Raw genomic sequence first — 26,307 nt, forward strand, 5'->3', positions numbered from 1 at the left:
ACCGCTTCCTAGCCACCCAATAGCATGACTTGCCAAGCTGGAAAGGTGCCGTGACCATGAAAAAAGACAAGGAAAGCAAGAAGGCCGAAGCCGGCCATGCGGCTCCGACCGCGGATGCGGCACCGAAAGCCGGCCCGGTCGAGATCAAGATCGGCAAGGACGAGCGCACCTTCGACATCAACGACCCCAACCTTCCCGACTGGATCGACAAGAAGGCGCTCAAATCAGGCAACTACCCCTACGACGACAAGCTCCCGCAAAAGGAATACGAGCAGACGCTCGAGCATTTGCAGGTCGAACTGGTCAAGCTGCAGGCCTGGCTGCAAGCCACCGGCAAGCGGGTGCTGGTGCTGTTCGAGGGGCGCGACGCGGCCGGCAAGGGCGGCACCATCTCCGCGGTGCGCGAATACATGAACCCGCGCACGGCGCGCAACGTCGCGCTGACCAAGCCCACCGAGACCGAACGCGGCCAATGGTACTTCCAGCGCTATGTCGCACAGTTCCCGACGGCCGGCGAATTCGTCACCTTCGACCGCTCCTGGTACAACCGGGCGGGCGTCGAGCCGGTGATGGGGTTCTGCACCCCCGAGCAGCACCGGCAGTTTCTCGACGAGACGCCCCATTTCGAACAGATGATCGTCAACGAGGGCATCCACTTCTTCAAGTTCTGGCTCGACATCAGCCAGGAGATGCAGCTCAAGCGTTTCCATGACCGGCGCCACAGCGCACTGAAGAGCTGGAAGTTCTCGCCGATGGACATCGCCGGCATCAGCAAGTGGGACGACTACACCAGGGCGGTCGAACTGATGGTCGACAAGACCCACACCAAACACGCGCCATGGATTGTCGTGCAGGCCAACGACAAGCGGCGCGGACGGATCGCCGTCATCCGCCACATCCTGCGCGCGCTGGCCTATGACGGCCGCGACCTCGACGAGGTCGGTCGGCCCGACGGCAAGATCATCGCCGAGGGCCTGAAATTCCTGAAGGATTGAAGCTCAGAACGCACGAGCCTTGCGATGCGGCGTCTTCGCCCAATGGTGCGGACGCCGCCAGAGCTCGTAGAGCGCGCACCATGCCGCCCATGACAGCATCGTCCAATAGACCGGCGTGAACAGGCACAGCTTCCAGAAGCCGCGCCGGTCCCTGGGCTTGAGCACCAGCCAGCCGAGGAACAGGAAGGCGCCATAGCCGAGCAGGATGCTGATGACGTCGAAGGCGACGAGATAGGACTGCCACAGGCTCATCGGCACGTCGAACAGCACCTGTACGGCCAGGCCCAGCAGCATCGCGATCAGCACCAGATGCAGCAGCGACGACAGCACCATGCCGGCAAACAGGATCTGCGTGACGACGAAAGAAACGAGCGGCAGTTCAGAGGCCAAGGCGCTTGGCTCGCGCATATGCACCAGCCAGGTCTGTATCCAGCCCTTGAACCAGCGGACGCGCTGATTGTGCCACGCGACAAGGTCCTCGGGGCCATCCTCGCGGGTCGCGCAGGACAGCGTCTCGCAGCGGTAGCCATGGCGGGCCAGACGCAGCGCGAGGTCGGCGTCCTCGGTGACGTTGTAGGGGTCCCAGCCACCGACCTCGTCGAGCACTTCGCGACGGAAGTGCGGTCTTATGTAGCAAAAGCACCAAATTTGCCGCTACCGCAGCAGCCGCAAATCAACGAAATTAAGGAGGCACCTATGGACGCAAAGCGCATCCGTTTTCTGGCAATGTCGGCCCTATCGGGGTTTCAAACACTGGGCCGCGACGACGCAATAGATGGAGCTATTTTCGACCTACTGGCCATACTTGGACACGTGGCAGATGACCCTGCCGCGATAGCGCTCATGGAACGGATCAAATTCGACATCAACTCTGAACGTGTCGTTGGTGATGCTGATAGCCTTCAGTTTGTCGACGGTTAGGTTCCGCCATTCATTGTTCTCGAATGGCTCGGCGGGATTATTGATCTGGTAGCCCGCGACGAGAACGTTGTTCTTAGTTGAGCGGTAGACGATGTAGGGCGCGAAGGTACGTTCGAGAATGTCATCGTCATATCGGATTGTGATGACGTTCTTTCCTTTGATGGCATCGCAAAGCGTCCCTTGGTGCATGGTCCATCCCTCCCCGGAGCATGCATTATGAACATCTTTCGACCAGCCAGAACAGAAACTTTTGAACACACCATTTCAGGCTTGCTCGCCAAGCGTGCCGATCTGTTCAATGAAGCCGAGCGCATCAGAGACAGGCTTGCCGAGATACGCAACGATATAGGCGCGATGGACCGCACCTTGGGCGTGTTGGGCTACAAGGGCGATCTGGACGCCGCCATGCCGCGCCAGAAACGCGAAGTGATCTTCGGACGGGGCGAGCTGTCCAGGGCGATCTATGGCGAGCTGCGCGAGGCTACAGGGCCGCTATCCAGCCGCGACATAGCCCGAGAGATTGTCACCATGCGGGGCGAGGATGCGCGGGACAGGAAGTACTTGGCCGACCTGACAAGGCGCGTGAGCAAGGCCCTGCGCCAGATGCGAGAGGAGGGGCTTGTGCGGGCGGCTAAGGATGCAAAGGGGAACTTGAATTGGGAGCGGCGAGATTCGTCGTTACCCTAAACCCAACGCTGACTTCGCCTCGGCCTCTATCTTGTGCAGTGTCGCTTCAAGCTTTTTGTTCAGCCCATTGAGTCCCCGGTAGGCTTCCTTCCGGTCCCTGATGACCAAAACCACAATACGGCTGGTCGTAAGCGGATGGTAGATAATCCGCATTTCACGGCCAGCCTTAATACGAAAAAAGCTCGGGAACCCTTTGATCTTCTCGATCTCCAAGGTTTCCGAGCCATCCCGAAGCTTTTTCAAGGCGGCCATAACGTCTTTCTGGCGTTCCTTGATCAGCCTTTTGATATCGCGTTCCGCCGAAGGCGAAAAGATTATTTGCGTTGGGATCAATGTCCCCTCCCTGTTATTTTAGGGAGCTAGTCTAATCCTAGCTCAGCTTCTATTTCTTCCATTGTCCGTCCTCCCTTTTCTCTAAATTCATCGAGTGACTGTTGAGCAGCAAGGCTGTCAATGCAGGCTTCGAGTTCAGCTAAACGTTCCAGTACCGACATCGATACAACGGCGACTTTCTTGCCATTGCGGTCGATCAATACCGGCCTCCCGTAGTGCGCTTCATTAAAGATGTCTGCGAATTTGGTCCGTGCCTCCGTTGCCGAATAGGTGGTGAGAGCGGTCATGGCTTTTACCGATCTTGTTTGTTCCGATTTGTTGGTTTGGATCGCTGGATTCGCCTGTTGTGCTGGGTTGTGCATTTTGAGCGTTCCGTAAGTTATATATAGATTGTACATTTTAACGTCAATAGGGTCCAAACAATGAACAAACCATGAAGGTTTCATTCTGCGCGCTGCCAGTAGCCCGCCCACACGCGCGACACCGGATGATTGAGCGCGCCACCGAGTAGCGCGAAGGCGTTGCCGCCGTTTGTGCGGCGACGGTGATCCTCCAGCCATGCGGCGTGGTTTGCGTACTGGTAGAGGTACTTGTGCGAGACGTGGTGGTGTTGCCCGCCAACCATGCGGCGCAGACGGCTGAAATAGCTTTCGACCATGTTCGTGTGCTTGCCATGACCGTCGCTGTAGCTGACGCTGTGGTTGATGCGGCCCGTTTCGAACTGCGCTTCAAGCACGTCCCAATGCGTAGCTTCATCGGCGAACAGCTTGGCGCTGGCGAGCAGGCGAGCGCGGGCGATTTCGACGCCTTCGGCTTCGCGGTGGCGGATAAATGTCAGGGTGCGGCCAGCGCGCTCGCGCAGGGCGATGACAACGCGGCGGCGGTCTGACTGGTTTTCCTTCACGCGGCGGTCCTTGCGGTCCTCGACGCGGTTTTCCGGGCGGACGTGGCCGCCGAAGTATGCGCCGTCGATCTCGACTTCGCCTTCCAACGTTTCGTTGACGGTTTCAGCCGACAGGGCTTCGCGCAGCTTGTGAGCCAGAACGAAGGCGGTTTTGTACTGCACGTCCAGATCACGCGAGAACTGGACCGCCGACATGCCCTTGGCACCATTCACGAACAGGCAGATCGCGGCCAGAAGATCGACAAAGGCGAGTTTCCGCGAAGCGAACATTGTGCCCGACGTGACGGAGAACTGCGCATAGCAGGCGGCGCACTTGAACTTGCGGCGCGTCGGGATGCTGTAGTGATCCAGGCATCCACACTTCGGGCAAACCGGCTCACCCTTCGTCTCGGTCCAGCGGAGACGCTTGAACGCCTCATAAGCCTGTTCCTCGCCACCTTTGTAGATTTCCTTGAGGGAGAGGGTGCGGGCTTCGGCGGAAAGGAGGAAGTGTTGGGCCATTTGTCATCATATCCGATGATTTTGCTCACCAGATATGATGTCTTGTATCATCATTGTCAAGGGTTTATATCATCGTATACGATGATATTTATGGAGTCGCGGTAATGGCGCGCAAGGACGATCCTGCCACCGTCGAATACGAGACGAAGGCCAAGAACCTTTTGAAGGCCGAGTTGAAGCGGAAGGGTGTGACTTATGCGCAGCTAGCCGAGAAACTGGCCCAGCTTGGCGTTCACGAAACGGAACGGAACCTGAATAACAAGATCAGCCGAGGCGGCTTTACGGCTGCTTTTCTGCTGCAATGTCTAACCGTGATTTCTGTGAGTGAGTTTAGGCTGTGAAGTCGGTAAGGTGGGAGCTTCTTTTCTGATTTTCTCAGATATCTCGCGGCCAATTCGCTTGGCTTCCGCGATATGCCCGTCCGCTATCAAGGGCGCGATGCGGGAGGCATAGGCGCGCATTCGGTCGATGTAGCCAATCGGGTCAGCTTCATAGCTGATCCGGGGTACTGTGACACCCAGTTTCGACACGCTTATTTCCACAGACCTGACCTGATCGACATACCGCTCTAGCTGCGCAATCGAAGGGGGTGAATTCAGATCAAAGAATTGCCCAAGGGTTTCTAGGTCCTTCCCAAGAGATGCGAGGCGTTGTGCGACGACCACGCGTACATCACTCGACCGCGCATCGACTTTTCGAAGCAGCCAATCGAGCCAAGCCCCGATAGTCGCGCCCATGAAAAGCACGGTAAGAAATTGGAACCAGGGTGTTGACGTTGCCCAACTCATGAGCGCCATCGCCGGCTGAACCCAAGCCGATGTATCGACACCGACTCGACGCAAAAGCTCAGAAAAGAACGGCTCCGCAAACATCGCCATGAATGCGCTGGTGATGCCGAGCAAAACGAAGCGAAATATCTTCCCCATAACGGGCAAGAAAGCAGGATTCCGCTTGGAAGTGGAGTCAATCTATTCACGCGGCACCTTTGGTGCTTTTGCTACATAAGACCGCGGAAGTGGTTCGACGTGCCGCCCAGCGGCAGCATGATCCGGTTGTGGGCGAGCCAGGGCAGAAGGCCGCGAAACAGCGCCGCATATTCGAAACCGAACATGTTGGCGATCAGGCCGGCACGCCGGTTTGCGATTTCGAGCGGCACCTGCAGGCACGCCAGTTCGCGGCCGGATGCCTCGAAGCGCCGCCAGGCCTCGGCGAGCTGCATCGGGTGAGGCCTGTCTTCGGCGTCGTAGAGCACGACCAGTTCACCGCGCGCCAGCGGCAGGGCATAGGACAGGGCCTTGGGCTTGGTGCGTGGCAGCGATGGCGGCACCAGCACGACTTCGACGCAGGCGCGCAAAGGGTGGGCCCTGATCGCCGCGATGGTCTCTGTATCGTCCGCCTCGCACACCAGCTTGATCTCGATCTTGCTGCGCGGCCACTGCAGCATGCCGAGCCCGACGAGCAGGTCGGGCACCACGTCGGCCTCGCGGTAGAGTGCAACCAGCACCGAATAGACCGGCAGATCGGGCGAAAGCGGCAGCGAGATCGGCATCTGCACAACGGGCGGACGCGCGATCGCGGCTATGGCGCGCAATGCGGAGCAGGCGATGAAAAAGGAAACCAGCAACAGGTGCAGGGCAAAAAGTGCCAGCATCGGCACGGTGGCGACGGCGAAAGGCAACAACACCGTCAGCATGCCGAGGCTGTACGTCTGCCACGGCCAGAACACGTTGCGTGCCGAACAGTCGGGCCTGTTGTCGTGGAGATTGCCCACCGCAAATCGCGTCAGCATCGGGCGAGAGCGCTCCAGCAAGGCTTCCCGCAGTTGCGATGGTGCCGCCACCTTGATGCGCAGCCGGAGATCCGGGCTGGCTTGGCAACGCTGCTTCAGCAGGCGCCAGCCCGCCTGGTCCGGCGCAACAATCCCCGTGTGGCGTCCCGGTGCCTCGCACAGTCTGGCATATATTGCCCGGCCGGTGCGGTGGAATTGCGCCCAACAGGCCTCGTCGGTCATCAGCAGCCGTTGCGGATCGATCGAGGTCAGGCATTCGATCCCGATCTCGTCGGCCATCGCCGCAAAAAAGGCCTGCTCCGAGACCTCGCCGGATGCCAGCAATTCCGTCTGGAAGGTCGTGCCATGGAAGGCCGCGCGCGAAGCGAATGCGAGGCGTTTTGCGAGCGGAAGTCCGAGCCGATCAAGTGCTGGCTGCAACTCCGGCAAGTTCGCCAGCGCAAGTTCGTAGACACCGTGGCTGTTGTCGTTGGCCTCTGTAAGGAAAGTCTGTTCGGGAGAGCCGACAGAAAAAGAGGGGCGGATGGCTGCGTGACTGGAGTCCGTCGCAACCATCACGCACCCACGGCCTGCGAGCCGCAAATTTGGATACTTCGATAGTCATCGAACCATGCCGCACCGACTGCTTGACGCAGCCTGCACGTTCGCGTGCATCCCCCCCGCGGCGACCGGTCCAGTCTCATTGCAACATCCCCAGTGCTGCAACTAACCCCGCGGCAATAATGCATATCGCCACCCCGGACGCCATGCTCCAAACGGGTGAGACTCTCCCCGGTCAATATATCATGATATATCTCTTGCGAAATTCAGCTGCTTCGGATTGCACTGCTGCACAATTGCTTTTCCTGGCCGCCTTCACGCGCTAAAGCTCTTGCCAACCATTCAGAGTCCAGCGCATCCACCCGGATGCGGAAACGCTCTGTGAGAGACGTCGAACCACATCGTCGCTTGCAGGAGCGACGCGTCAGCCAGGGCCGGAGCGCACTCATGAAACCCGCACCGCAGTTGCTTGCGTTCGCGTTTTCGCTCGCAGCATTGCTTGGCCCGGCCAAGGCAGCCGAACCGCAAGTGCCGGTGTTGTGGGACAGCAAGGAGCGCCTGCAGAAGCCCGACCTGTCGACGCTGCCACGGCTGCGCTTTCTGACCACGACCGATTTTCCGCCTTTCAACTTCATCGACAAGAGCGGCAGGCTGTCGGGTTTCCATATCGACCTCGCCCGCGCCGTCTGCGCCGAACTCGGCATTGCCGAGAAATGCCAGATCCAGGCCCTGCCCTGGGCCGAACTCGACGGCGCGCTGAATTCGGGTGAAGGCGAGGCCATCATCGCCGGTGTGCCGGCGACCGCGACGACGCGGGAGAAATACGCCTTTTCGCGGCCCTATCTCCAGTTCCCGGCGCGCTTCATCATGCGCAAGGCGCAAGCCGTCAGCGAGCCGCTGGTCGACAAGCTGCAGGGCAAGCGCGTCGGCGTGCTTGCCGGCTCGGCGCATGAGCGCGTGCTCCGCGACTATTTCGGCAGTGTGAAGGTTGTGACCTACACCAAGCCGGATTGGCTCAATGCCGACCTCAAGGACGGCAAGCTGGATGCTGTCTTTGGCGACGGCATGCGCCTGTCGTTCTGGCTTGCCGGAACGGATGCCGCCGGCTGCTGCCGCTTTGCCGGCGGTCCTTACCTGGCGCCGGAATATCTCGGCACCGGCCTGGCGATCGCTGCCAAGCCGGACAACGCGGCCCTTGCGACCGCCTTCGACTACGCGCTGCACGAGATCTCGGCCAAGGGCACCTTCGCCGAGCTCTATCTCAGGTATTTCCCGGTCAGCTTCTTCTAGCCGCCGTCAGGTCAGCGTGCGATGGCGCGCCTTGGTGGCGCGTTCGATCGCTGCAAGCGTCAGGGCGTCGACGCTAAGGTGCTTGCGCAGAAGCTGCAGCACCCGCACCTCCTCCATGCGCATCTCGAGATCGACCGAGGCGACCTCGAAGGCGGCCGCATAGGCGGTCTCGTGCAGCCGTTCGGGGATCACCCGCCTTGCCGTGTCGAGGATATCGTCGAGGCCGTTGTCGGCATGCAGCATCATCTGGCAATCCTGCGCCACCGCAATCAGGCGCTTGGCGTCGAAATCCAGGAAGATCGGCCATGTCCTGACCACCTCGCCGATCCGCGCCAGCTCGACATCGGTCATGTCGCGGTCCGATGCGGAGGTGACGACCATCAGGTAGATCAGCGCCTCGTGGGCGGTCGGCATGGGCATGAAATTCTCCAGAACGGGGTTGAATGCCACCAGAACTTAGGAACGCCGCGGCCCTCCCGCAACGAAAAATGGGCGGAATCGTTGACGCCCGCGGCATGCACGCATAGAGCATGGCCGTCTTCGGCGGAATTTCCGCCCAAATAAAAAGGGCTCTCGACATGACGAGATCAAACTCAATAGATCTCAACCCGGAAATCCTCGCGGCGGCTGCCGAAAGCAAAGCCTGGCCGTTCGAGGAAGCCAAGAAAATCGTCGAGCGCTACAAGAAAACCGGCCTTCCCGAGACCGTCCTGTTCGAGACCGGCTACGGCCCTTCGGGCCTGCCGCATATCGGCACGTTCGGCGAGGTAGCGCGCACCACGATGGTGCGCCATGCCTTTCATGTGCTGACCGAAAACAAGGTCAAGACCAGGCTCCTGTGCTTCTCCGACGACATGGACGGCATGCGCAAGATCCCGGAGAACGTGCCGGACCGCGCCTTCCTCGAGCCGCACCTGCACAAGCCGCTGACTGCCGTACCCAACCCGTTCGGCGGCGACTACGCCAGCTTCGGCGATCACAACAACGCGATGCTGCGCCGCTTCCTCGACACCTTCGGCTTCGACTACGAGTTCGCCAGCGCGACCGAGTACTACAGGGCAGGCAAGTTCGACGCGATGCTGCTGCGGGCCGCCGAGCGCTACGACCAGATCATGGCCGTGATGCTGCCGACGCTCGGCGAGGAGCGCCAGGCGACCTACAGCCCGTTCCTGCCGATTTCGCCCAAGAGCGGCCGTGTGCTCTACGTGCCGATGAAGAACGTCGACGCCAAGGCCGGCACCATCACCTTCGACGACGAAGGCACCGAGACCACGCTGTCGGTCACCGGCGGCAAGGTCAAGCTGCAGTGGAAGCCGGATTTCGGCATGCGCTGGGCAGCCCTCAACGTCGATTTCGAGATGTTCGGCAAGGATCACCAGACCAATGCGGTGATCTACGACCGCATCTGCAACCTGCTCGGCGGGCGCGCGCCGGAGCATTTCGTCTACGAGCTGTTCCTCGACGAGAACGGCCAGAAGATCTCGAAGTCCAAGGGCAACGGCCTGACGATCGACGAGTGGCTGACCTACGCGCCGACCGAGAGCCTCGGCCTCTACATGTACCAGCGGCCGCGCCAGGCCAAGAAGCTCTATTTCGACGTCATCCCGAAGGCGGTGGACGAGTACTACAGCTTCCTCTCCGCCTATCCCCGGCAGGCGTGGAAGGAACGGCTGGGCAATCCGGTCTGGCACATGCACTCGGGCAACCCGCCCGTCGTCGACATGCCGGTGCCGTTCTCGATGCTGCTCAACCTCGTCAGCGCCTCCAATGCGCACGACAAGGGCGTGCTGTGGGGCTTCATCTCGCGCCATGCGCCCGGCGTGACGCCTGAGACGCATCCGGAACTCGACAAGCTGACCGGCTATGCCGTCCGTTACTTCGACGATTTCGTAAAGCCAACGAAGACCTTCCGGGCGGCCGACGACGTCGAACGTGCGGCACTGGAAGCGCTGGAGAAGGCGCTCAGCGCGCTGCCGGCTGGTGCCGACGGTGAAGCCATCCAGAACGCCTCGCTCAATGTCGCACGCCAGATCGAGCGCTACCAGGACCACACCAAGCAGAGCCCGGAAGGCGGCCCCGGCGTATCCGGCGCCTTCTTCCAGATGATCTACCAGGTTCTGATCGGCCAGGAGCGCGGCCCGCGCTTCGGCTCCTTCGCAGCGCTTTACGGCATCGCCGAGACCCGGGCGCTGATCCGCAGCGCGCTGGAAGGCAAGCTGGCAGCGTAGGATCGAAACAAGGCCGGCTGTCGCAGCCGGCCTTTTTTCATTGCGGCGAGCTGTTGGTATCCGGCTCCGTCGCAGGCGGCGCCTCGACCTCGGGCAGGCTGGTTCCGATCGGCGACAGCGTCATTTCGATGCGCTCGGGTGCCGCGCCAAAAATGCCCTTCTTCTCCGCCTCGGCATTGGCGCCGGCCTCGGCATAGGGGCCGTTGGCGTCCGCCCTGACCCAGCCATTGGCCACCAGCCATTCGCCGACATCCTGCTTGCCGACGCGGCACCTGGCGACGATCACGCCGCGCTCGGCATCGGGCGGCACATCGCAGACCACGGCACGCGAGCGCAGGAAACTGCGGAACGCCGTGCGGGCACGCACGCCGCAGTTCCACTCCTTGCCCTCGAACGAACATTTCTCGCTCGTTTCGACAGCCGTCACGCCCGATATCGCCACGCTGAAACCCTTGGCCTCGATCAGGCCGGCGGCAGAGGCGACCGGCCGGAACAATGTCGTGCCGTCCCAGTCGTCGGGCATCTTCGGCTTCGGCGGCAAGGCCAGGCTCAATTCGCTCAACGGCGCCCGCGGCGCCTCGCGCACCAGCCCGCCCTGCTCAAGCGCGGGCGGCACGATTTCATCTGGCGCCACGGCGCGCGAGACGGCTTCAGGCTCGGCCTGCGGCGCGGACGGCGCAACGGCAGCCGTATTGCCGTCTTCAGGTGGAAGCCCCTCACCTCCATCTTCAGGCGGAAGTGCCTGCTGGATGTCGGACTCGTCGATGACGTCGACGGACGGCGCCTCGATGGCGGCCAGCCTCTGCCCGCCCAGCGAGACGAGCAAGGTGGCGATGCCGAAACCGGCGGCTGCGATGGCTATGGCTGCGGGGCGCATGGATCCCTACTGGCTTGCCCAGACGATGCGGGCCACCCACTCGACCTCGGCCGTCTGGAAACGCCTGTTGGGGTGCTCGGGGTTCAGCGAAAGCAGTTCGATCACGCCTTGCGTCTGCCGCTCCAGCACCTTGGCCATGACTTCGCCCGAGATCGTCTTGACCACGACGCGGTCGCCCTTGCGCACGGCAGCACCGGGCTCGACGATCAGCACGTCGCCGTTGCGGTAGAGCGGCAGCATCGAGTCGCCCTGCACTTCGAGCGCGTAGGAGTTGTCGGTTGCGCGCGCAGGAAGTTCGATCAACTCCCAGCCCTGGCCGGCCGGAAAGCCGGCATCGTCGAAGAAGCCGCCCGCGCCCGCCTGGGCGAAGCCGAGCAGCGGCACGCCCGCCGCCTGTTCGCGGCCCCTCGCCTTGCCGGCAGCCTTCACCGGCTCGACGAAACCCAAAAACTCCTCGAGCGAGGAATTGGTGGCGTCGATGATCTTGGCGAGCGACTCCGTCGAAGGCCAGCGCGGCCTGCCGTCGACGGACTGGCGCTTGGATTTGTTGAACGCGGTCGAGTCGAGCCCGGCCTTCTTGGCGAGGCCCGACGCCGAAAGCGAATAACGCTCGGCGAGAGCATCGATCGCGGCCCAGACACGTTCGTGCGAGAGCATGGCGCCCCCTCAAGACAGGAAAAAATACCTTTCGGCATTTAACCACGCCGGTTGCAATTGTCCACCGGCAAAGCAGGCAAACAGACACGAACGGCCAATCAGAACAGGGCTCAGCGCTCAGACTTCGCCAACGTCCTCAACCCCTTGTGCGAAGCGATGAATATCCGCTCTTCCTCGCTCACGTCGCGCGGCGCCGCTCCGTCGTAGCCCAGCTCGGCGACAAGATCGTCGATCTGCACGAAGCGCCTATTGCCGCGGTCATAGACCCCGGCACTAGTCATGATAAGGGCCGCCGTCTCGCCGTTGTCGAGCACGAAACGGTGCTTGCCGATGACTTCGGAACCGCTCCAGGTTTCGATCGAGGACACCACCTCGAAGCTGCGCCACAGCCTGATCTCGCGCACGAACACCGTCTGCAGCCCACCGAGCATCGGCGCCCAGCCCCGCTTGCGGGCGAGCTCGATCAGGCCCGAGCGCATGAAGATGTCGATGCGGCCGACATCGGCCAGCATCATGTAGCGCGCATTGTTGAGATGCATGTTGAAGTCGATGTCGGTCGGCAGGCAGCGGAATGACAACCGGCCCTCATCGCCAAAACGGTAAGGGCCGCGACGGGATGCCGTCGCGGCCATGCGTGCCAGTCTTGCCCAGACGTACATGCTGCGTCAGGCCGCCTTCTTTTCCTCGGCCTTGGCGTAGGGATCGAAGCGCTGGTAGAAGCTCTCGCCCTTCTCGGCCATCTCGATGAGAAGTTTCGGGGCCTTGAACTCGGCGCCGTATTTCTTCTGCAGGTCCTTGGCGATCTTGACGAACTTCTTGGCGCCGATGCCGTCGATGTAGGACAGCGCACCGCCGGTGTAGGGCGCGAAGCCGAAGGCGAGGATCGAGCCGACATCCGCTTCGCGCGGGTCGGTGACGATGCCTTCTTCCATCACGCGTGCTGCTTCGAGAGCGATGACCGAAAGCAGGCGCAGCTTGAGTTCCTCGACGTCGACCTTCTCGGGGGCGAGCTGCGGATAGAGGTCCTTGAGGCCGGGCCACAGCTTCTTCTTGGCGGGCTTTGCCGGATAGTCGTAGAAGCCCTTGGTGTTCTTGCGGCCGAGGCGGCCGTGGGTGTCGACCATGGTGTTGATCAGCGCCATCTGGCGCGGATCGACGGCCTTTTCGCCGAGATCCCTGATGGTCTGCTTCATGATCTTCTGGGCGAGGTCGACCGCCGTCTCGTCGGTCAGCGCCAGCGGGCCGACCGGCATGCCGGCAGCCTTGGCGGCGTTTTCGATCATCGCCGCCGGCACGCCTTCGATCAGCATCTTGAAGGCTTCCGACATGTAGCGCAGCACGCAGCGGTTGACGTAGAAGCCGCGCGTGTCGTTGACGACGATCGGCGTCTTCTTGATGGCGCGGACGAAGTCCATCGCCACCGCAAGCGCCTTGTCGCCCGTCTTCTTGCCCATGATGATCTCGACCAGCATCATCTTGTCGACCGGCGAGAAGAAGTGGATGCCAATGAAGTTCTTCGGCCTGGCCGAGTTCTTGGCCAGCGAGGTGATCGGGATGGTCGAGGTGTTGGAGGCAAACACCGCCGACGACTTGATCACGGCTTCCGCCTTCTCGGTCGTGGCTTTCTTGACTTCCGAATCCTCGAATACCGCCTCGACCACGAGGTCGCAGCCGGCGAGATTGGCATAGTCTGCGGAAGGCGTGATCAGCGACAGAAGCTTCTCGCGATCCTCGGCCTTGGCGCGGCCCTTCTTGACCTGGTCGGAGATCAGGCTGTCGGAATGCGCCTTGCCCTTGTCGGCCGCCTCCTGGTCGCGGTCGACAAGCACCACTGGGATGCCTGCCTTGGCCGTGACATAGGCGATGCCCGCGCCCATGAAGCCGGCACCGATGATGCCGATCTTCTTGAACTTGGTGTCGGCGATGCCCTCGGGGCGGCGGGCGCCCTTGTTCAACTCCTGCAGCGACACGAACAGCGAGCGGATCATCGCCGCCGCTTCCTTGGTCTGCATGATCTCGGTGAAGTAGCGCTGCTCGATGCGCAGGCCGGTGTCGAACGGCACCAGCAGGCCTTCATAGACGCATTTCAGGATCGCGGTCGCGGCCGGATAGTTGCCATAGGTCTCCCGGCGCAGGATGGCGATTGCCGGCGGCCAGAGGTTGGCGCCCGCCGCCGAATAGACGGGACCGCCCGGCAACTTGAAGCCCTTCTCGTCCCACGGCTGGACCGGCTTCAGGCCGTTCCTGATCATCGCCTTGGCGGTCTCGATCAGCTTCTTCGGCTCGGCGATCTCGTGGATCAGGCCCATGCCCTTCGCCTTCTGCGGCGACAGCGTCTGGCCCGAGGTCAGCATCTGCAGGGCCGACTGCGGATCAGCGAGCCTGGGCACGCGCTGGGTGCCGCCGGCGCCCGGGAAGATGCCGACCTTCACTTCCGGCAGGGCCATCTTGACCTTGTCGGAGTCCGCCGCGACGCGGCCGTGGCAGGCCAGCGACAGCTCGAAGGCGCCGCCCATGCAGGTGCCGTTGATCGCCGAAACCCACGGTTTTCCAGAGATCTCGAGCTTGCGCCACAACGCGCCCATGCGGCCGGCATTGTCGAACAAAAGCTTCGCCGCCTTTTCCGGGTCCTTGGCCTTTTCCTTGGCGTAGAGCTTCAGCATTTTCTGCAGCATCGTAAGGTCGGCACCGCCCGAGAAAGTCTCCTTGCCGGAGGTGATGACGGCGCCCTTGATGCCGGCGTCGGCAACGACTTGGTCGATGATCTTGTCGAGCTCGTTCATCACCTCCTCGGTGAAGACGTTCATCGAGCGGTCGGGCATGTTCCAGGTGACGAGCGCAATGCCATCGGCATCGGTTTCGACCGTGAAGTTGGTGTAGGTCATGTCTGTCTCCTTCCGGCCGAAATCAAACGCGTTCGATGATCGTTGCGGTGCCCATGCCGGCGCCGATGCACAGCGTCACGAGAGCGGTGTTCAGATCGCGGCGCTCGAGCTCGTCGAGCACGGTGCCGAAGATCATCGCACCGGTGGCGCCCAGCGGGTGGCCCATGGCGATCGCGCCGCCGTTGACGTTGATCCTGTCGTGCGGGATCTCGAAAGCCTGCATGTAGCGCAGCACGACCGAGGCGAAGGCTTCGTTCAGCTCGAACAGGTCGATGTCCGACAGCTTCATCTTGGCGCGTTTCAGCAGCTTCTCGGTGACGTCGACCGGGCCGGTCAGCATCATCGCCGGCTCGGAGCCGATGTTGGAGAAGGCGCGGATGCGGGCGCGCGGCTTGAGACCAAGCGTCTTGCCGGCCTTCTTCGAGCCGAGCAGCACGGCGGCGGCACCGTCGACGATACCGGACGAGTTGCCGGCATGGTGGACGTGGTTGATTTCTTCCAACTCGGGATAGCGCTGGACGGCAATCGCGTCGAAGCCGCCCATCTCGCCGGGGATGACGAAGGACGGGTTGAGCTGGCCGAGCGACTGCATGTCGGTGGTCGGGCGCATGTGCTCGTCATGGTCGAGGATGGTCAGGCCGTTCTGGTCCTTGACCGGCACGACCGACTTCTTGAAGTAGCCCTTCTCCCAGGCCCTGGCGGCGCGCTTCTGGCTCTCGACCGCGTAGCCGTCGACGTCGTCGCGGGAAAAGCCGTACTTGGTGGCGATCAGGTCGGCGGAAACGCCCTGCGGCATGAACCAGGCCGGAATGCCAACCGAGGGATCCATGAACCAGGCACCGCCCGACATGCCCATGCCGACGCGCGACATCGATTCCACGCCGCCGGCAATGACGATCTCGTCGGCGCCCTGGGCGATCTTGGCAGCGCCGAAATTGATGGCGTCGAGACCCGACGCGCAGAAGCGCGAGATCTGCATGCCCGGCGCCTTGTTGTCGTAGCCGGCTTCAAAGGCGGCCGAGCGCGGGATCACCGAGCCCGCTTCGCCGACAGGATCGACGCAGCCGAAGATGATGTCGTCGACCTGTGCGGTGTCGAGCCCGTTGCGGTCACGCAGCGCTTCCAGCACCTTGGCGCCGAGGCGCACCGCCGGCACTTCATGCAGCGATCCATCCTTCTTGCCCTTGCCGCGCGGCGTGCGCACGGCGTCATAGACAAAAGCGTCAGCCATTTTTCTGCTCCTTGGTTTCCGGACCGGCGGCTCAGAGCGAGCGCGCGATCAGCAACTTCATGATCTCGTTGGTGCCGCCATAGATGCGCTGCACGCGGGCATCGCGATACATGCGGGCGATCGGGTATTCATTCATGTAGCCATAGCCGCCAAACAATTGCAGGCATTCGTCGACGATCTTGCACTGCAGGTCCGACAGCCAATACTTGGCCATCGACGCAGTTACCGGATCGAGCCCGCCGGAAATATGACGCGCGACGCAATCGTTGTAGAAGACGCGCCCGATGGTCGCCTCGGTCTTGAGCTCGGCCAGCTTGAACTGGGTGTTCTGGAAGTCGAGGATCGCCTTGCCGAAGGCCTTGCGATCCTTGACGTAGTCGATGGTCTCGGCCAGCGCGCGCTCGATCATGGCGATGGCGCCGGTGCCGATCTGCAGCCGCTCCTGCGGCAGCTGCTGCATCAGCTGGACGAAGCCCTGCCCCTCTTCCTGCCCGAGCAGGTTGGAGGTCGGCACGCGCACGTCGTTGAAAAACAGCTCCGAAGTGTCGTTGGCCTTCAGCCCGATCTTGTCGAGGTTGCGGCCACGCTCGAAGCCATCGACCTCATCGGTCTCGACAACGATCAGCGACGTGCCCTTGGCACCCTTGGCCGGGTCGGTCTTGGTAACGACGATGATCAGATTGGCATGCTGGCCGTTGGTGATGAAGGTCTTGGAACCATTGATGCGGTACTGGTTGCCGTCCTTCTCGGCGCGCGTCTTGACGCCCTGCAGGTCGGAGCCGGCACCCGGCTCGGTCATGGCGATGGCGCCGATCAGCTCGCCGGTCGCCATCTTCGGCAGCCACTTCTTCTTCTGCTCTTCCGAGCCATAGTGCAGGATGTAGGGGGCGACGATCGAATTGTGGAGCGCGATGCCGAAGCCGTCGACGCCGACATGGCCGATCGCCTCGATGATGGCGCTCTCATGGGCGAAGGTGCCGCCCGAGCCGCCATATTCCTCGGGCATCGAAGCGCAGAGCAGGCCGGCAGCGCCCGCTTTCTCCCAGCTCGCGCGGTCGACCATCTCGTTCTTCTCGAACGCGTCGTAGTGCGGCAGGATTTCCTCGGACATGAAGCGGTGCGCCATGTCGTAGAGCATCGCCACGTCGTCCGCCGCCCAGGCGGGTTTGGGGAGTCCGAGAATTTCAGCAGGATTGGTCATGCTTCCGATCCATTTTTTGCGGCAACGGCGCCGACGTCCCCCTCCCCCTTGAGGGGAGGGTGGCCGCGAAGCGGTCGGGTGGGGTCGCCGACCAGTCTACTGGCCTTTTCCCTCACCATTTGCGCGACGTGCCAAGCACTGTTCACTACATCTGGCTCATCAATCCTGAGGACCTTGTAGCCGAGAGATTTCAGATACGCGTCTCGATTTGCATCGTGCCGCTTGCCGCTGTCGGTCTCATGGGTATCTCCATCAACTTCCACAACAAGCTTCAACAGCGGGCAGACAAAATCGACGATGGAGGGACCGATAGGGGCCTGCCGTCTGAACTTGACCCCACCGGCCTTCAGGTCACGCAATTCGTACCAGAGCAGATTTTCCGCCTTGGTCGCATGGTTGCGCAACGACCGCGCCTTTTGGCGCATTTCGAAGCTGACGCGGGTTCTGGGCACTCCACCAATCCTCCCACCTTATCCCGCCAGGCCCGGCGTTGGCGCATGGCCGCGATGACCCCACCCGGCCCTACGGGCCACCCTCCCCTCAAGGGGGAGGGGTACCTCGGCCTCAATCAGAACGCCTCAGCGGCAAGCGCCATCATCGTTGCCGAGCCGGTCGAAAGCCGCGCAAGATGTGCCGCGGTTTCGGGCATGACACGCTCCATGAAGTAAAGGCCGGTCACCAGCTTGGTCTCGTAGAAATCGGCCGAACCATTGGCGCCTGTCGCGAGCTTGTCCTGAGCCGTCTTGACCATCCTGCCCCACATGTAGCCGAGCGCCACAAGGCCGAAGAGATGCATGTAGTCGGTCGAGGCCGCACCCGCATTGTCGGGATTGCTCATGCCGTTCTGCACCAGCCACATGGTCGCCGCCTGCAGGTCGTTGAGGCCCTTCTTCAGCGCCTTGGTGTAGGGCGCCATCTGCTCGTCGCCGCGATTGGCCTCGCAGAACTCGCCGACATCCTTGAAGAATGCCTGCACGGCGCGGCCGCCATTGAGGCCGAGCTTGCGGCCGACGAGGTCGAGCGCCTGCACGCCATTGGCGCCCTCATAGATCATGGCGATGCGGGCATCGCGCACGAACTGGCTCATGCCGTGCTCTTCGATGTAGCCGTGACCGCCGAACACCTGCTGCGCCATGACCGCATGCTCGAAGCCCTTGTCGGTGAGCACGCCCTTCACCACCGGCGTCATCAGGCCCATGTGGTCGTCGGCTGCCTGGCGCTCGGCGTCGTCCTCGGAGCGGTGGGCGACGTCGGAGTTGATCGCCGTCCACAGCACCAGCGCCCGACCGGCCTCGTTGAAGGCCTTCATGGTCATCAGCTTGCGGCGGATGTCGGGGTGGACGATGATCGGATCGGCCTTCTTGTCGGGCGCCTTCGGCCCGGTCAGCGAACGGCCCTGGATGCGGTCCTTGGCGTAGGCGACAGCGTTCTGGTAGGCGACTTCGGAGACGGCAAGGCCCTGCAGACCGACGCCGAGACGGGCCTCGTTCATCATCGTGAACATCGCCTTCAGGCCGCCATTGGCCTCGCCGAGCAGGAAGCCATGCGCCTCGTCATAGTTCATGACGCAGGTCGAGTTGCCATGGATGCCCATCTTCTCTTCGATCGAGCCGCAGGAGACCGCGTTGCGGGGGCCGGGGTTGCCCGAGGCGTCGATGTTGAACTTCGGCACGATGAACAGCGAGATACCTTTCACGCCCTCCGGTGCCCCTTCGATGCGGGCCAGCACCAGATGGATGATGTTGTCCGACATGTCGTGCTCGCCGGCCGAGATGAAGATCTTCTGGCCCGAAATCTTGTAGGAACCGTCGCCGTTCGGCACCGCCTTGGAGCGCAGCAGGCCGAGATCGGTGCCGCAATGCGGCTCGGTCAGGTTCATGGTGCCGGTCCAGGCCCCCTCGACCATCTTGGGCAGCCAGGTCGCCTTCTGTTCGTCGGTGCCATGAACCAGTACTGCGGCGATCGCGCCCTGGGTCAGGCCGGGATACATCATCAGTGCCATGTTGGCCGCCGACATGTATTCGCCGACCGCCGAGTGGACCGTGTAAGGCAATCCCTGACCGCCAAATTCAGCCGGCACGGCAAGCCCCATCCAGCCGCCTTCGCGATACTGGTCGAACGCTTCCTTGAAACCCTTGGGCGTGGTGACAGAGCCGTCGTCGTTACGGACGCAGCCTTCCATGTCGCCGACGCGATTGAGCGGATGCATGACGTTTTCGGCGAGCTTGGCACCCTCGGCGAGAAACGCCTCGAGCACGTCGGGGCTGGCATCGGAAAAGCCGGCAAGGTTGCTGTAGCGCTCGTAGCCGAGCACGTCGTTGAGCACAAAAAGGGTGTCCTGGACCGGCGCGCGGAATATCGGCATTGCTCTTCCTCCAGCAAATGTAACCGGTTCCGGCCAGACGGTATGCGACGGGGAACCGCTTGTCGAACGTCGATTAGCAAAAATTGACGTTTGCGTAAACGTCAATTTTTGCCGCAGCCGTTTTTGGGTGATCGTTGCGTCCAGCGGGACGGAATCGCCGGTTCGAAGAGCACATGGAATCATGTCGCTCCTAAACGCAAAACGACCCGGCGAGGTCTCCCTCGCCGGGTCGTTTCAGAAAGCAAAGTCGCCTGGTTAGCTTGCAGCACTTGCCTGAGGCGCGGTGCGCTCGGCCAGCAGCTGGCGAACGACGTCCATATGGTTGTTCAGCTCGCCGATCGCCTCGTCGAGCAGCTGGCGCTGCTTCTGCAGGCGGCCGAGCTGCTTGTCCGACTTGTCCAGCGTCAGGCGCAGCTGCTTGGCGTTGGTACCCGTGGGATCGTAGAGGTCGATCATCTGCTTGACGTCGCGCAGCGAGAAACCGACCTTCCTGCCGAGCAGGATCAGCTTCAGCCGTGCGCGGTCGCGCCGGGTGTAAAGGCGCGTCGCGCCCTCACGCTTGGGGTTGAGCAGCCCCTTGTCCTCGTAGAAACGCAACGTACGAAGCGTCACGCCGTACTTCTTCGCCATCTCGCCGATGCGGACATAGTCCTCGCCGGAAAGATTGTTTTCATTGGCCGCTACATCGGCGACCGATACAAGCTTCATCATCTGCTTCCGATATCCCCAATTGCGAGCGCGGCGGCGGTGAGCCGGCCATGCTCTGATGGAAGCCGCAGGGGGCGGGGCTTCCGATCATGGTTTCTATGTAAAGGCACTCAAGACGGCGTTCTGCACACGTCTTACGTTTACGTAAATGCTATAACGATGCGGCCTACCCTACGCAAGGGAAATTTGGCCGCTTTCGGCGCCAGGACGGGAACACAACGTCGCACATTCTTAAGCTTGGTTAAGAGGTTGTTTACCACGTTCGGGGAAATGTGCGCATGTCGGTTCTCCCGTGGTCATCATGTATCGAATTGTTCACGGTTTCGGAGGGCGGCGAATAGCCCCAGGAAGCCAATTCCCGCGCGGCCCTTCGCGACCCCGATCCCGGCAAGGATTTGAGACAACTGGTTCATAGCCAGCACTCTTACCAACGGGCGTTTCGATGAACAGCAAGCGGTCCTATCTCGACAGCCTCAACGACGGCAGGCAGCGCCGCCCGCACGCGTCGCTCGACCAGCTCAACCGGTCTCTCGAAAATCTCGAAGCGCGGCTTGAGCGCGCACGCGAAGAAAGCGCCGAACCCTACCGCGACCAGATGCGCCAGGCCCCGGCGGCCGGCTACACGCCGCGCGGCGAATATGGCCGCAGCGCGCCCTACGAACGCCCCTACCACACCATCGTCCGCGACATCGACCGGGTCCGTGGCCAGGAGGACGGCATCGCCGCCGTCGGCAAGATCGCCGGCGAGTTGCGCGCATTGCGCGAAGAGATGCGCCACCAGATGAGCTCCGGTCTGCAGCGAGAGTTCGACCTCCTGCGCAAGGACATCGACCGCGCCAGCCAGGCAGGCGTAGCCGGCACCGAGGCGGTCGAGCTCGGTCACGAACTGGAGCGCCTGTCGGGCGCCATCCATTCGCTCGCCGAACGCAGCGACGACAGAAGCGTCAACACGCTGCGCCTCGAACTGGAACAGGTCCGCCGCTCGCTCGGCGATCTTGCCCGCGAGGAAACCGTGCTTTCCGTCGATCGGCGCTGGGACGATTTCGACCGCCGCTGGACCGATTTCGCCGACCGCATGTCGGCCAGCCAGGATCAGCGCGCCGAAGACCCGGCGCTTGCCGCATTGGCCGGCCGGCTCGAACAGATCAACGACGCCGTCAACAACCTGCCCGAATCGCTATCGCTACGCAGCATCGAGGAGAAAGTCCGCACGCTGGCCGGCGCCGTCGACCAGTTCGTGCGCCAGCGCGACAGCCACAGCGACGAGATGTTCGGCCTCATCGACGAGCGCCTCGACGAGATTTCGCGCGCCATCGTCGCCTCGACGGTCGCGGCCCAGACACCGCATTTCGACCCAGCGCCGTTCGAGCGTATCGAGGTGCGCATCGCCGCGCTTGCCCACCAGATCGAGGAGATCACCGCCGACCAGCCGACGGCAGAGATCATCGACCGGCTCAATTTTCTGTCAGAGCGCGTCGACGGCATTGCCGCCCGCAGCGACATCCCCGAGCAGGCCGTCGAGCGCCTCGGCCAACAGATCTCGCTGATCGCCGACAAGATCGAACGCACGCCCGCAGCACCCGACGCCGGCCTCATCTTCCAGGGCATCGAACAGCGCTTCGACGCACTTGCCGACGTGTTCGAGCGCCGCCAGGGCGATGCCTTCGAACATGGCAATGCGCTGTTCCGCGAACTCGAAAACCGCCTCCAAGATCTCGGCAATCGCCTTGACCGGCAAGCGACCCAGCCAGTCGCCGATCAGTCGGGCATCATGGAAGCCATCGACGCCCGCTTCACGGCATTCGCCCAGCGCCTCGAAACCAACCGTCCGGACCCTGCCACCGAGCAGGCGATGCGCGGGCTCGAAGCCCGCCTCGAAGATATTTCCGGCCGCCTCGAAATGTCGGCGGCACAGGTGTCGAGCATCGACCCGCAACTGATCCGCGGTCTTGAGGCGCAGGTCAGCGAACTGACGAACCATCTGGCGCGCCCCGGCTCGCCGCTGCCCGAGTTCGAGGACGTCCGTCCACGCCTCGACGAGATCGAACGCTCCATCGCCGGCAACCACCACGCCCTTGTCGAGGCTGCCCGCCAGGCGGCCGAGAATGCGGTCCGCTCCTTCACCGGCTCGACCACCGACACCGCTGCCGTCACCGGTCTGGCTGAGGACCTCAAGGCGCTCGAAGCGCTTACCCGCCGTTCCGACGAGCGCAACGGCAAGACCTTCGAGGCGATCCACGACACGCTGCTCAAGATCGTCGACCGGCTCGGCTCTATCGAAACCGGCGAACCTGCCGCCGTCGACATCCCGCCGGCTTCCGTCGCCGAATTGCTCTCGCCGAGGATCGTCGAGGCGGAAGCCAAGCTTGCGCTCAGCGAGACGCCGTCGCTCGATCCCGATGAACCTGCACCGCTGCCCGAAGCCAATGCCACCTTCGGCCGCCGCAATGCAGGCGATGACGAACGCGTCACCCGCAGCCCGGCCCAGGCCGCCGCGGAAGCTGCCGCAGCGGTTGCAGCGCTCGACGGCGTGCGCGCCGACAAGAAGGATGCAACACCCGCCAGGACCTCGATGTTCAGCGGCCTGGCCCGCGCCTTCAGCGCCAAGAAGACCAAGCAGCAACTCCCGGCGACTGAGGCTGCCGAGCCGGTCATCGAGGACACGGCCCCGAGCGTCATGCTCGACGCGCCGCTTGACCCCAAGATCGCCAACCGTCCGCTGGAGCCCGGCTCCGGCGCCCCCGACCTCAACGCCATCATGCGCCGCGTCCGCGACGAGCGCGGCGAAACGGCCCGGCCGAACGAGACCGATGCGTCGAAGTCCGACTTCATCGCCGCCGCCCGCCGCGCCGCCCAGGCAGCGGCAGCCGAAGCCGACGCGCTCAAGCGCAGCTCCGATCTCAAAGGCCCGGTGCGTGCACTGCGCATCGGCGATCTCATCAAGTCGCGCCGCAAGTCGGTGCTGATGGCGGTCGGTGCGGTGATGCTGGCGCTCGCCGGCATGCAACTCGGCAAGGCCTTTCTCAACGATCCGGTCGAAACGGCAAGCGTCACCGTCGCACCCTCGGCATCCCAGCCGGTCAAGGTCGCTGCCGCAGCGCCGGCCAAGGCCATCGAAGCCCCCGCAGCCCCGGTTGGTAATGTCGACAAACCCGTGGTCGCCAAGGCACCGGCCGCCGAACCCGACATGGTCGCCGAGACGATCGAAGCGGCCGCACCGGCCCAGGTCGCGCTCGACCACAACAGCACGCAGTCCATTCCGGCGCAGCCGACCGTGACCGAGACGATCAAGCCGACCAGCACGCCTGCCGCCTTCATGCCAGAGGCCATCGGTCCGACTGCCCTGCGCGAAGCTGCCAATGCAAGCGACGCCAAGGCGCTGTTCGAGATCGGCTCGCGTTACGCCGAAGCTCGCGGCACCAATGCCGACATGAAGGCTGCGGCCCAGTGGTACGAGAAGGCCGCCGAGCTCGGCTTCGCACCGGCGCAATACCGCATCGGCAACCTGTATGAGAAAGGCAACGGCGTCGACCGCGATGCCGCCAAGGCCAAGACCTGGTACCAGCTCGCCGCGGCCCAGGGCAACGCCAGTGCCATGCACAATCTGGCGGTGCTGTTTGCCATGGGGGCCGACGGCACCGTCGACAACGACTCTGCGACGCGCTGGTTCGTCAGTGCCGCCGAACTCGGCGTCAAGGACAGCCAGTTCAATCTCGGCATCCTCGCTGCCAAGGGCGTTGGCATGAAGCAGAACCTCGAGGAGTCCTACAAGTGGTTCGCCATCGTCGCCAAGGGAGGCGACAAGGATGCGGCTGCCAAGCGCGACGAGATCGCCAAGGCGCTCAACCCCGAGCAGCTCAAGCGTGCCGAAGAGACGACCGCGCTCTGGCAGGCCAAGACGCTCGACCCGGCATCCAATGCCGTCGACATCCCGGCCGCATGGCAGGATGCGCCGGCGGCCGTCGACATGAAGAAGGCCATCCACAACGTCCAGGCCATTCTCAACAAGAACGGCTACGAAGCCGGCCAGCCTGACGGCATGATGGGCCAGAAGACCAAGGACGCCATCGCCGCGTTCCAGAAGGACAACGCCCTCAAGCCGACCGGCGAGATCGACGGTCCCCTGGTCGAAGCGCTGCTGGCGCGCAAATAATTCACCGTCTCCACTATCAGCAGCCCGCCTTAACCGGCGGGTTAACTGATTGAGATATTTTCATTTCGGGCACGGCGAAGTTTGACTTCGCCGCAATGTCGGCGCAAGTACCCGGTAGCCAACTGGCTCCCAGGGATGGGCGACGGCAATAATTCATTTTGCAGAGACTGACGGGTGGGCATTTATCTCCCGATAGCTGAAATGTCGGTCAATGTGTTCGTGCTCCTGGCGATGGGCGCGGCGGTCGGCTTCCTGTCGGGCATGTTCGGGGTCGGCGGCGGCTTCCTGATCACGCCGCTCCTGATCTTCTACAACATCCCTCCCGCGATCGCGGTCGCCACCGGCGCCAACCAGGTCATCGCCTCGTCCTTCTCCGGCGCGCTCGCCCATCTCAAGCGCGGCACGCTCGACTTCAAGCTCGGCACGGTGCTGCTGATCGGCGGTATCGCCGGCTCGGCAGCCGGCGCCTTCGTCTTTGCGCTGCTGCGCGCCATCGGCCAGCTCGACCTGTTCATCTCGCTGCTCTACGTCGTCTTCCTCGGCACCGTCGGCGGGCTGATGCTGATCGAAAGCGTCAACGCGCTGCGCCTGACCAAGGGCGGCGTGCCGCCGGCGCTGAAGAAGTCGGGCCAGCACAACTGGATCCACCGCCTGCCCTTCAAGATGCGCTTCCGCACCTCGAAGCTGTTCGTCTCGGTCATCCCGGTGCTCGGCATCGGCGCCGGTATCGGCTTCCTCTCCGCCATCATGGGCGTTGGCGGCGGCTTCATCATGGTGCCGGCGCTGATCTACCTGCTCAAGGTGCCGACAAACGTCGTCGTCGGCACCTCCTTGTTCCAGATCGTCGTCGTCTCGGCCTTCACCACATTGGTGCATTCGACCACCAACCAGACCGTCGACATCATCCTGGCGCTGGTGCTGATGATCGGCGGCGTCGCCGGCGCCCAGTACGGCGCCAAGGCCGGCCAGAAGCTGCGCGGCGAGCAGCTGCGCGCCCTGCTCGCGCTGCTCGTGCTGGCGGTTGCGCTGCGCCTCGGCTTCGACCTGTTCGTCAAGCCGCAGAACCTCTATTCGCTGACCGGCGTGAGCGGGCTGCTGTGATGCGGGCGGCGGCACTTCTTGCAGCCCTGTTGCTGGCCCCCGCACTTCCGGCACAGGGCCAGGAAGCGGCGCATCCCGAAAGCATCCAGATCGGGCTGTCGACCGACCGGGTCGCCATCACCGCCGACTTCTCGGGCGCAGACCTGACCATCTTCGGCGCGCTCGAAAACGCCGACCCGCTGATCAACCGCCAGGGCCGCTACGACGTCTATGTCGTGCTCGAAGGCCCGGCCCGGTCGGTCGTCGTGCGCCGCAAGGACCGCGTGCTCGGCATGTGGATCAACACCCGCTCCGAGACCTTCGTCAACGTGCCGGTGTCCTATTCGGTGGCGACCACGCGTCAGCCGCAGGACATCACCGATCCCAACAACTACCGCCAGCTGTCGCTCGGCGCCAACAACATCTACATGGAGCCCGAGGACAAGCGCGACAGCCCGCTGACCATCCAGGAGTTCACCGAGGCGCTGCGCGATCGCAAGCAGGCGATCGGCCTCTACTCGGACAATATCGGCGGCGTGCAGTTCCTGTCGCAGAGCCTGTTCCGCGCCACGCTGCACCTCGCCCCCAACGTGCCGGTCGGCACCCACAAGGCGCGCGCCTTCCTGTTCCGCAACGGCATCTTCATCAAGGAAACCTCGGCCCAGCTCGCCATCGTCAAGTCGGGCTTCGAGCAGACCATCTTCCGTTTCGCCACCGACCACGGCTTCGGCTACGGCCTCTTTGCCATCGGGCTCGCCATGCTCACCGGCTGGCTCGGACGGATCATCTTTAGGAAGGACTGAGGGGGCCGACGAACGCGTTTCGCAGCGTATCGCCCCCTCTGGCCTGCCGGCCATCTCCCCCTCAAGGGGGCGAGATCACGCCGTCATCGGCGCCTTCACAACCTGCAGAGCCACTCCCCAGGTCTATTACTGGTGCACATCTGACGTCGAGAGCCGCCG

The 26,307-nt window shown here is 62.9% G+C and carries 25 protein-coding genes; 8 read left to right on the plus strand and 17 right to left on the minus strand.

Annotated features, from left to right (window positions below):
- Nucleotides 1-56 precede the first annotated feature (56 nt).
- Nucleotides 57-995 (plus strand): polyphosphate kinase 2, encoded by a 939-nt coding sequence (gene ppk2 / locus CO731_RS25225; protein ID WP_108609355.1) that lies wholly within the window; start codon nucleotides 57-59, stop codon nucleotides 993-995.
- A 3-nt stretch (nucleotides 996-998) separates the two neighbouring features.
- Here the strand turns inward: ppk2 and CO731_RS25230 are convergent, their stop codons facing one another.
- The gene (locus CO731_RS25230) at nucleotides 999-1,601 is read right to left on the minus strand and encodes a glycosyltransferase (RefSeq protein ID WP_159091723.1); all 603 of its coding nucleotides are present in this window, start codon (nucleotides 1,599-1,601) and stop codon (nucleotides 999-1,001) included.
- Between the two features lie 186 nt (nucleotides 1,602-1,787).
- On the minus strand, nucleotides 1,788-2,105 hold the full coding sequence (locus CO731_RS25235) for a WYL domain-containing protein (protein ID WP_108609357.1): 318 nt from the start codon (nucleotides 2,103-2,105) through the stop codon (nucleotides 1,788-1,790).
- A 27-nt stretch (nucleotides 2,106-2,132) separates the two neighbouring features.
- Here CO731_RS25235 and CO731_RS25240 point away from each other — a divergent pair, with 27 nt between their 5' ends.
- Complete coding sequence (locus tag CO731_RS25240; protein ID WP_108609358.1) at nucleotides 2,133-2,603, plus strand: hypothetical protein; 471 nt, start codon at nucleotides 2,133-2,135, stop codon at nucleotides 2,601-2,603.
- Here the strand turns inward: CO731_RS25240 and CO731_RS25245 are convergent.
- From CO731_RS25245 to CO731_RS25255, 3 genes are all read right to left on the minus strand, one after another.
- Complete coding sequence (locus CO731_RS25245; RefSeq protein WP_108609359.1) at nucleotides 2,595-2,936, minus strand: type II toxin-antitoxin system RelE/ParE family toxin; 342 nt, start codon at nucleotides 2,934-2,936, stop codon at nucleotides 2,595-2,597. The two genes, CO731_RS25240 and CO731_RS25245, sit on opposite strands and share 9 nt — an antisense overlap.
- A gap of 26 nt (nucleotides 2,937-2,962) precedes the next feature.
- Nucleotides 2,963-3,298: a type II toxin-antitoxin system Phd/YefM family antitoxin gene (locus CO731_RS25250; protein ID WP_159091724.1), complete on the minus strand. Its 336-nt coding sequence runs from the start codon at nucleotides 3,296-3,298 to the stop codon at nucleotides 2,963-2,965.
- 80 nt (nucleotides 3,299-3,378) lie between these two features.
- On the minus strand, nucleotides 3,379-4,341 hold the full coding sequence (locus CO731_RS25255; RefSeq protein WP_108609361.1) for an IS1595 family transposase: 963 nt from the start codon (nucleotides 4,339-4,341) through the stop codon (nucleotides 3,379-3,381).
- A 104-nt stretch (nucleotides 4,342-4,445) separates the two neighbouring features.
- Here CO731_RS25255 and CO731_RS25260 point away from each other — a divergent pair, with 104 nt between their 5' ends.
- Nucleotides 4,446-4,682: a DUF6471 domain-containing protein gene (locus tag CO731_RS25260; protein ID WP_108609362.1), complete on the plus strand. Its 237-nt coding sequence runs from the start codon at nucleotides 4,446-4,448 to the stop codon at nucleotides 4,680-4,682.
- Here the strand turns inward: CO731_RS25260 and CO731_RS25265 are convergent.
- The gene (locus CO731_RS25265; RefSeq protein ID WP_159091699.1) at nucleotides 4,647-5,276 is read right to left on the minus strand and encodes a hypothetical protein; all 630 of its coding nucleotides are present in this window, start codon (nucleotides 5,274-5,276) and stop codon (nucleotides 4,647-4,649) included. The two genes, CO731_RS25260 and CO731_RS25265, sit on opposite strands and share 36 nt — an antisense overlap.
- Nucleotides 5,277-5,338: 62 nt before the next feature.
- Nucleotides 5,339-6,685, minus strand: coding sequence for a glycosyltransferase (locus CO731_RS25270; RefSeq protein WP_108609363.1), 1,347 nt, complete (start codon nucleotides 6,683-6,685; stop codon nucleotides 5,339-5,341).
- A gap of 432 nt (nucleotides 6,686-7,117) precedes the next feature.
- Between CO731_RS25270 and CO731_RS25275 the strand changes: the two genes are divergently transcribed.
- Nucleotides 7,118-7,960 carry a transporter substrate-binding domain-containing protein gene (locus tag CO731_RS25275; protein WP_108610049.1) on the plus strand — a complete coding sequence of 281 codons (843 nt, stop codon included), beginning with the start codon at nucleotides 7,118-7,120 and terminating at the stop codon, nucleotides 7,958-7,960.
- Between the two features lie 6 nt (nucleotides 7,961-7,966).
- Here CO731_RS25275 and CO731_RS25280 read toward each other — a convergent pair whose 3' ends face one another.
- Nucleotides 7,967-8,380 (minus strand): tellurite resistance TerB family protein, encoded by a 414-nt coding sequence (locus tag CO731_RS25280; RefSeq protein ID WP_108610050.1) that lies wholly within the window; start codon nucleotides 8,378-8,380, stop codon nucleotides 7,967-7,969.
- A 158-nt stretch (nucleotides 8,381-8,538) separates the two neighbouring features.
- Between CO731_RS25280 and CO731_RS25285 the strand changes: the two genes are divergently transcribed.
- Nucleotides 8,539-10,188, plus strand: a complete 1,650-nt coding sequence (locus CO731_RS25285) for a lysine--tRNA ligase (RefSeq protein ID WP_108609364.1) — start codon at nucleotides 8,539-8,541, stop codon at nucleotides 10,186-10,188.
- A gap of 37 nt (nucleotides 10,189-10,225) precedes the next feature.
- Here the strand turns inward: CO731_RS25285 and CO731_RS25290 are convergent, their stop codons facing one another.
- The 9 genes from CO731_RS25290 to CO731_RS25330 all read right to left on the minus strand — a co-directional run bounded on the left by CO731_RS25290 (nucleotide 10,226) and on the right by CO731_RS25330 (nucleotide 20,112).
- Complete coding sequence (locus CO731_RS25290; protein ID WP_108609365.1) at nucleotides 10,226-11,065, minus strand: thermonuclease family protein; 840 nt, start codon at nucleotides 11,063-11,065, stop codon at nucleotides 10,226-10,228.
- A 6-nt stretch (nucleotides 11,066-11,071) separates the two neighbouring features.
- A complete protein-coding gene (locus CO731_RS25295) occupies nucleotides 11,072-11,722 on the minus strand; it encodes a helix-turn-helix transcriptional regulator (protein WP_108609366.1) in 651 nt (216 codons plus the stop codon).
- A 110-nt stretch (nucleotides 11,723-11,832) separates the two neighbouring features.
- On the minus strand, nucleotides 11,833-12,381 hold the full coding sequence (locus CO731_RS25300) for a thioesterase family protein (protein ID WP_108609367.1): 549 nt from the start codon (nucleotides 12,379-12,381) through the stop codon (nucleotides 11,833-11,835).
- Nucleotides 12,382-12,387: 6 nt separating this feature from the next.
- The gene (locus CO731_RS25305; protein WP_108609368.1) at nucleotides 12,388-14,607 is read right to left on the minus strand and encodes an FAD-dependent oxidoreductase; all 2,220 of its coding nucleotides are present in this window, start codon (nucleotides 14,605-14,607) and stop codon (nucleotides 12,388-12,390) included.
- Between the two features lie 22 nt (nucleotides 14,608-14,629).
- Entirely contained in the window at nucleotides 14,630-15,838 is a 1,209-nt protein-coding gene (locus CO731_RS25310) for an acetyl-CoA C-acetyltransferase (protein WP_108609369.1), read from the minus strand.
- Between the two features lie 31 nt (nucleotides 15,839-15,869).
- On the minus strand, nucleotides 15,870-17,039 hold the full coding sequence (locus tag CO731_RS25315; protein WP_108609370.1) for an acyl-CoA dehydrogenase family protein: 1,170 nt from the start codon (nucleotides 17,037-17,039) through the stop codon (nucleotides 15,870-15,872).
- Nucleotides 17,036-17,491 (minus strand): endonuclease domain-containing protein, encoded by a 456-nt coding sequence (locus CO731_RS25320; RefSeq protein WP_108609371.1) that lies wholly within the window; start codon nucleotides 17,489-17,491, stop codon nucleotides 17,036-17,038. The genes CO731_RS25315 and CO731_RS25320 overlap by 4 nt, the downstream gene beginning before the upstream one ends.
- A gap of 116 nt (nucleotides 17,492-17,607) precedes the next feature.
- Complete coding sequence (locus CO731_RS25325; protein WP_108609372.1) at nucleotides 17,608-19,404, minus strand: acyl-CoA dehydrogenase; 1,797 nt, start codon at nucleotides 19,402-19,404, stop codon at nucleotides 17,608-17,610.
- A 255-nt stretch (nucleotides 19,405-19,659) separates the two neighbouring features.
- Nucleotides 19,660-20,112, minus strand: coding sequence for a MerR family DNA-binding transcriptional regulator (locus CO731_RS25330; protein WP_108610051.1), 453 nt, complete (start codon nucleotides 20,110-20,112; stop codon nucleotides 19,660-19,662).
- Between the two features lie 442 nt (nucleotides 20,113-20,554).
- Here CO731_RS25330 and CO731_RS25335 point away from each other — a divergent pair, with 442 nt between their 5' ends.
- From CO731_RS25335 to CO731_RS25345, 3 genes are all read left to right on the plus strand, one after another.
- Nucleotides 20,555-24,265 (plus strand): SEL1-like repeat protein, encoded by a 3,711-nt coding sequence (locus CO731_RS25335; protein WP_108609373.1) that lies wholly within the window; start codon nucleotides 20,555-20,557, stop codon nucleotides 24,263-24,265.
- Nucleotides 24,266-24,439: 174 nt separating this feature from the next.
- Nucleotides 24,440-25,366 carry a sulfite exporter TauE/SafE family protein gene (locus tag CO731_RS25340; RefSeq protein ID WP_108609374.1) on the plus strand — a complete coding sequence of 309 codons (927 nt, stop codon included), beginning with the start codon at nucleotides 24,440-24,442 and terminating at the stop codon, nucleotides 25,364-25,366.
- Nucleotides 25,366-26,148: a TIGR02186 family protein gene (locus CO731_RS25345; protein WP_108609375.1), complete on the plus strand. Its 783-nt coding sequence runs from the start codon at nucleotides 25,366-25,368 to the stop codon at nucleotides 26,146-26,148. Before CO731_RS25340 ends, CO731_RS25345 begins: the two co-directional genes overlap by 1 nt.
- Nucleotides 26,149-26,307: the final 159 nt, after the last annotated feature.

The sequence above is a fragment of the Aminobacter sp. MSH1 genome (assembly GCF_003071665.1).
In the GTDB taxonomy this organism is placed as follows: Bacteria; Pseudomonadota; Alphaproteobacteria; order Rhizobiales; family Rhizobiaceae; genus Aminobacter; species Aminobacter niigataensis.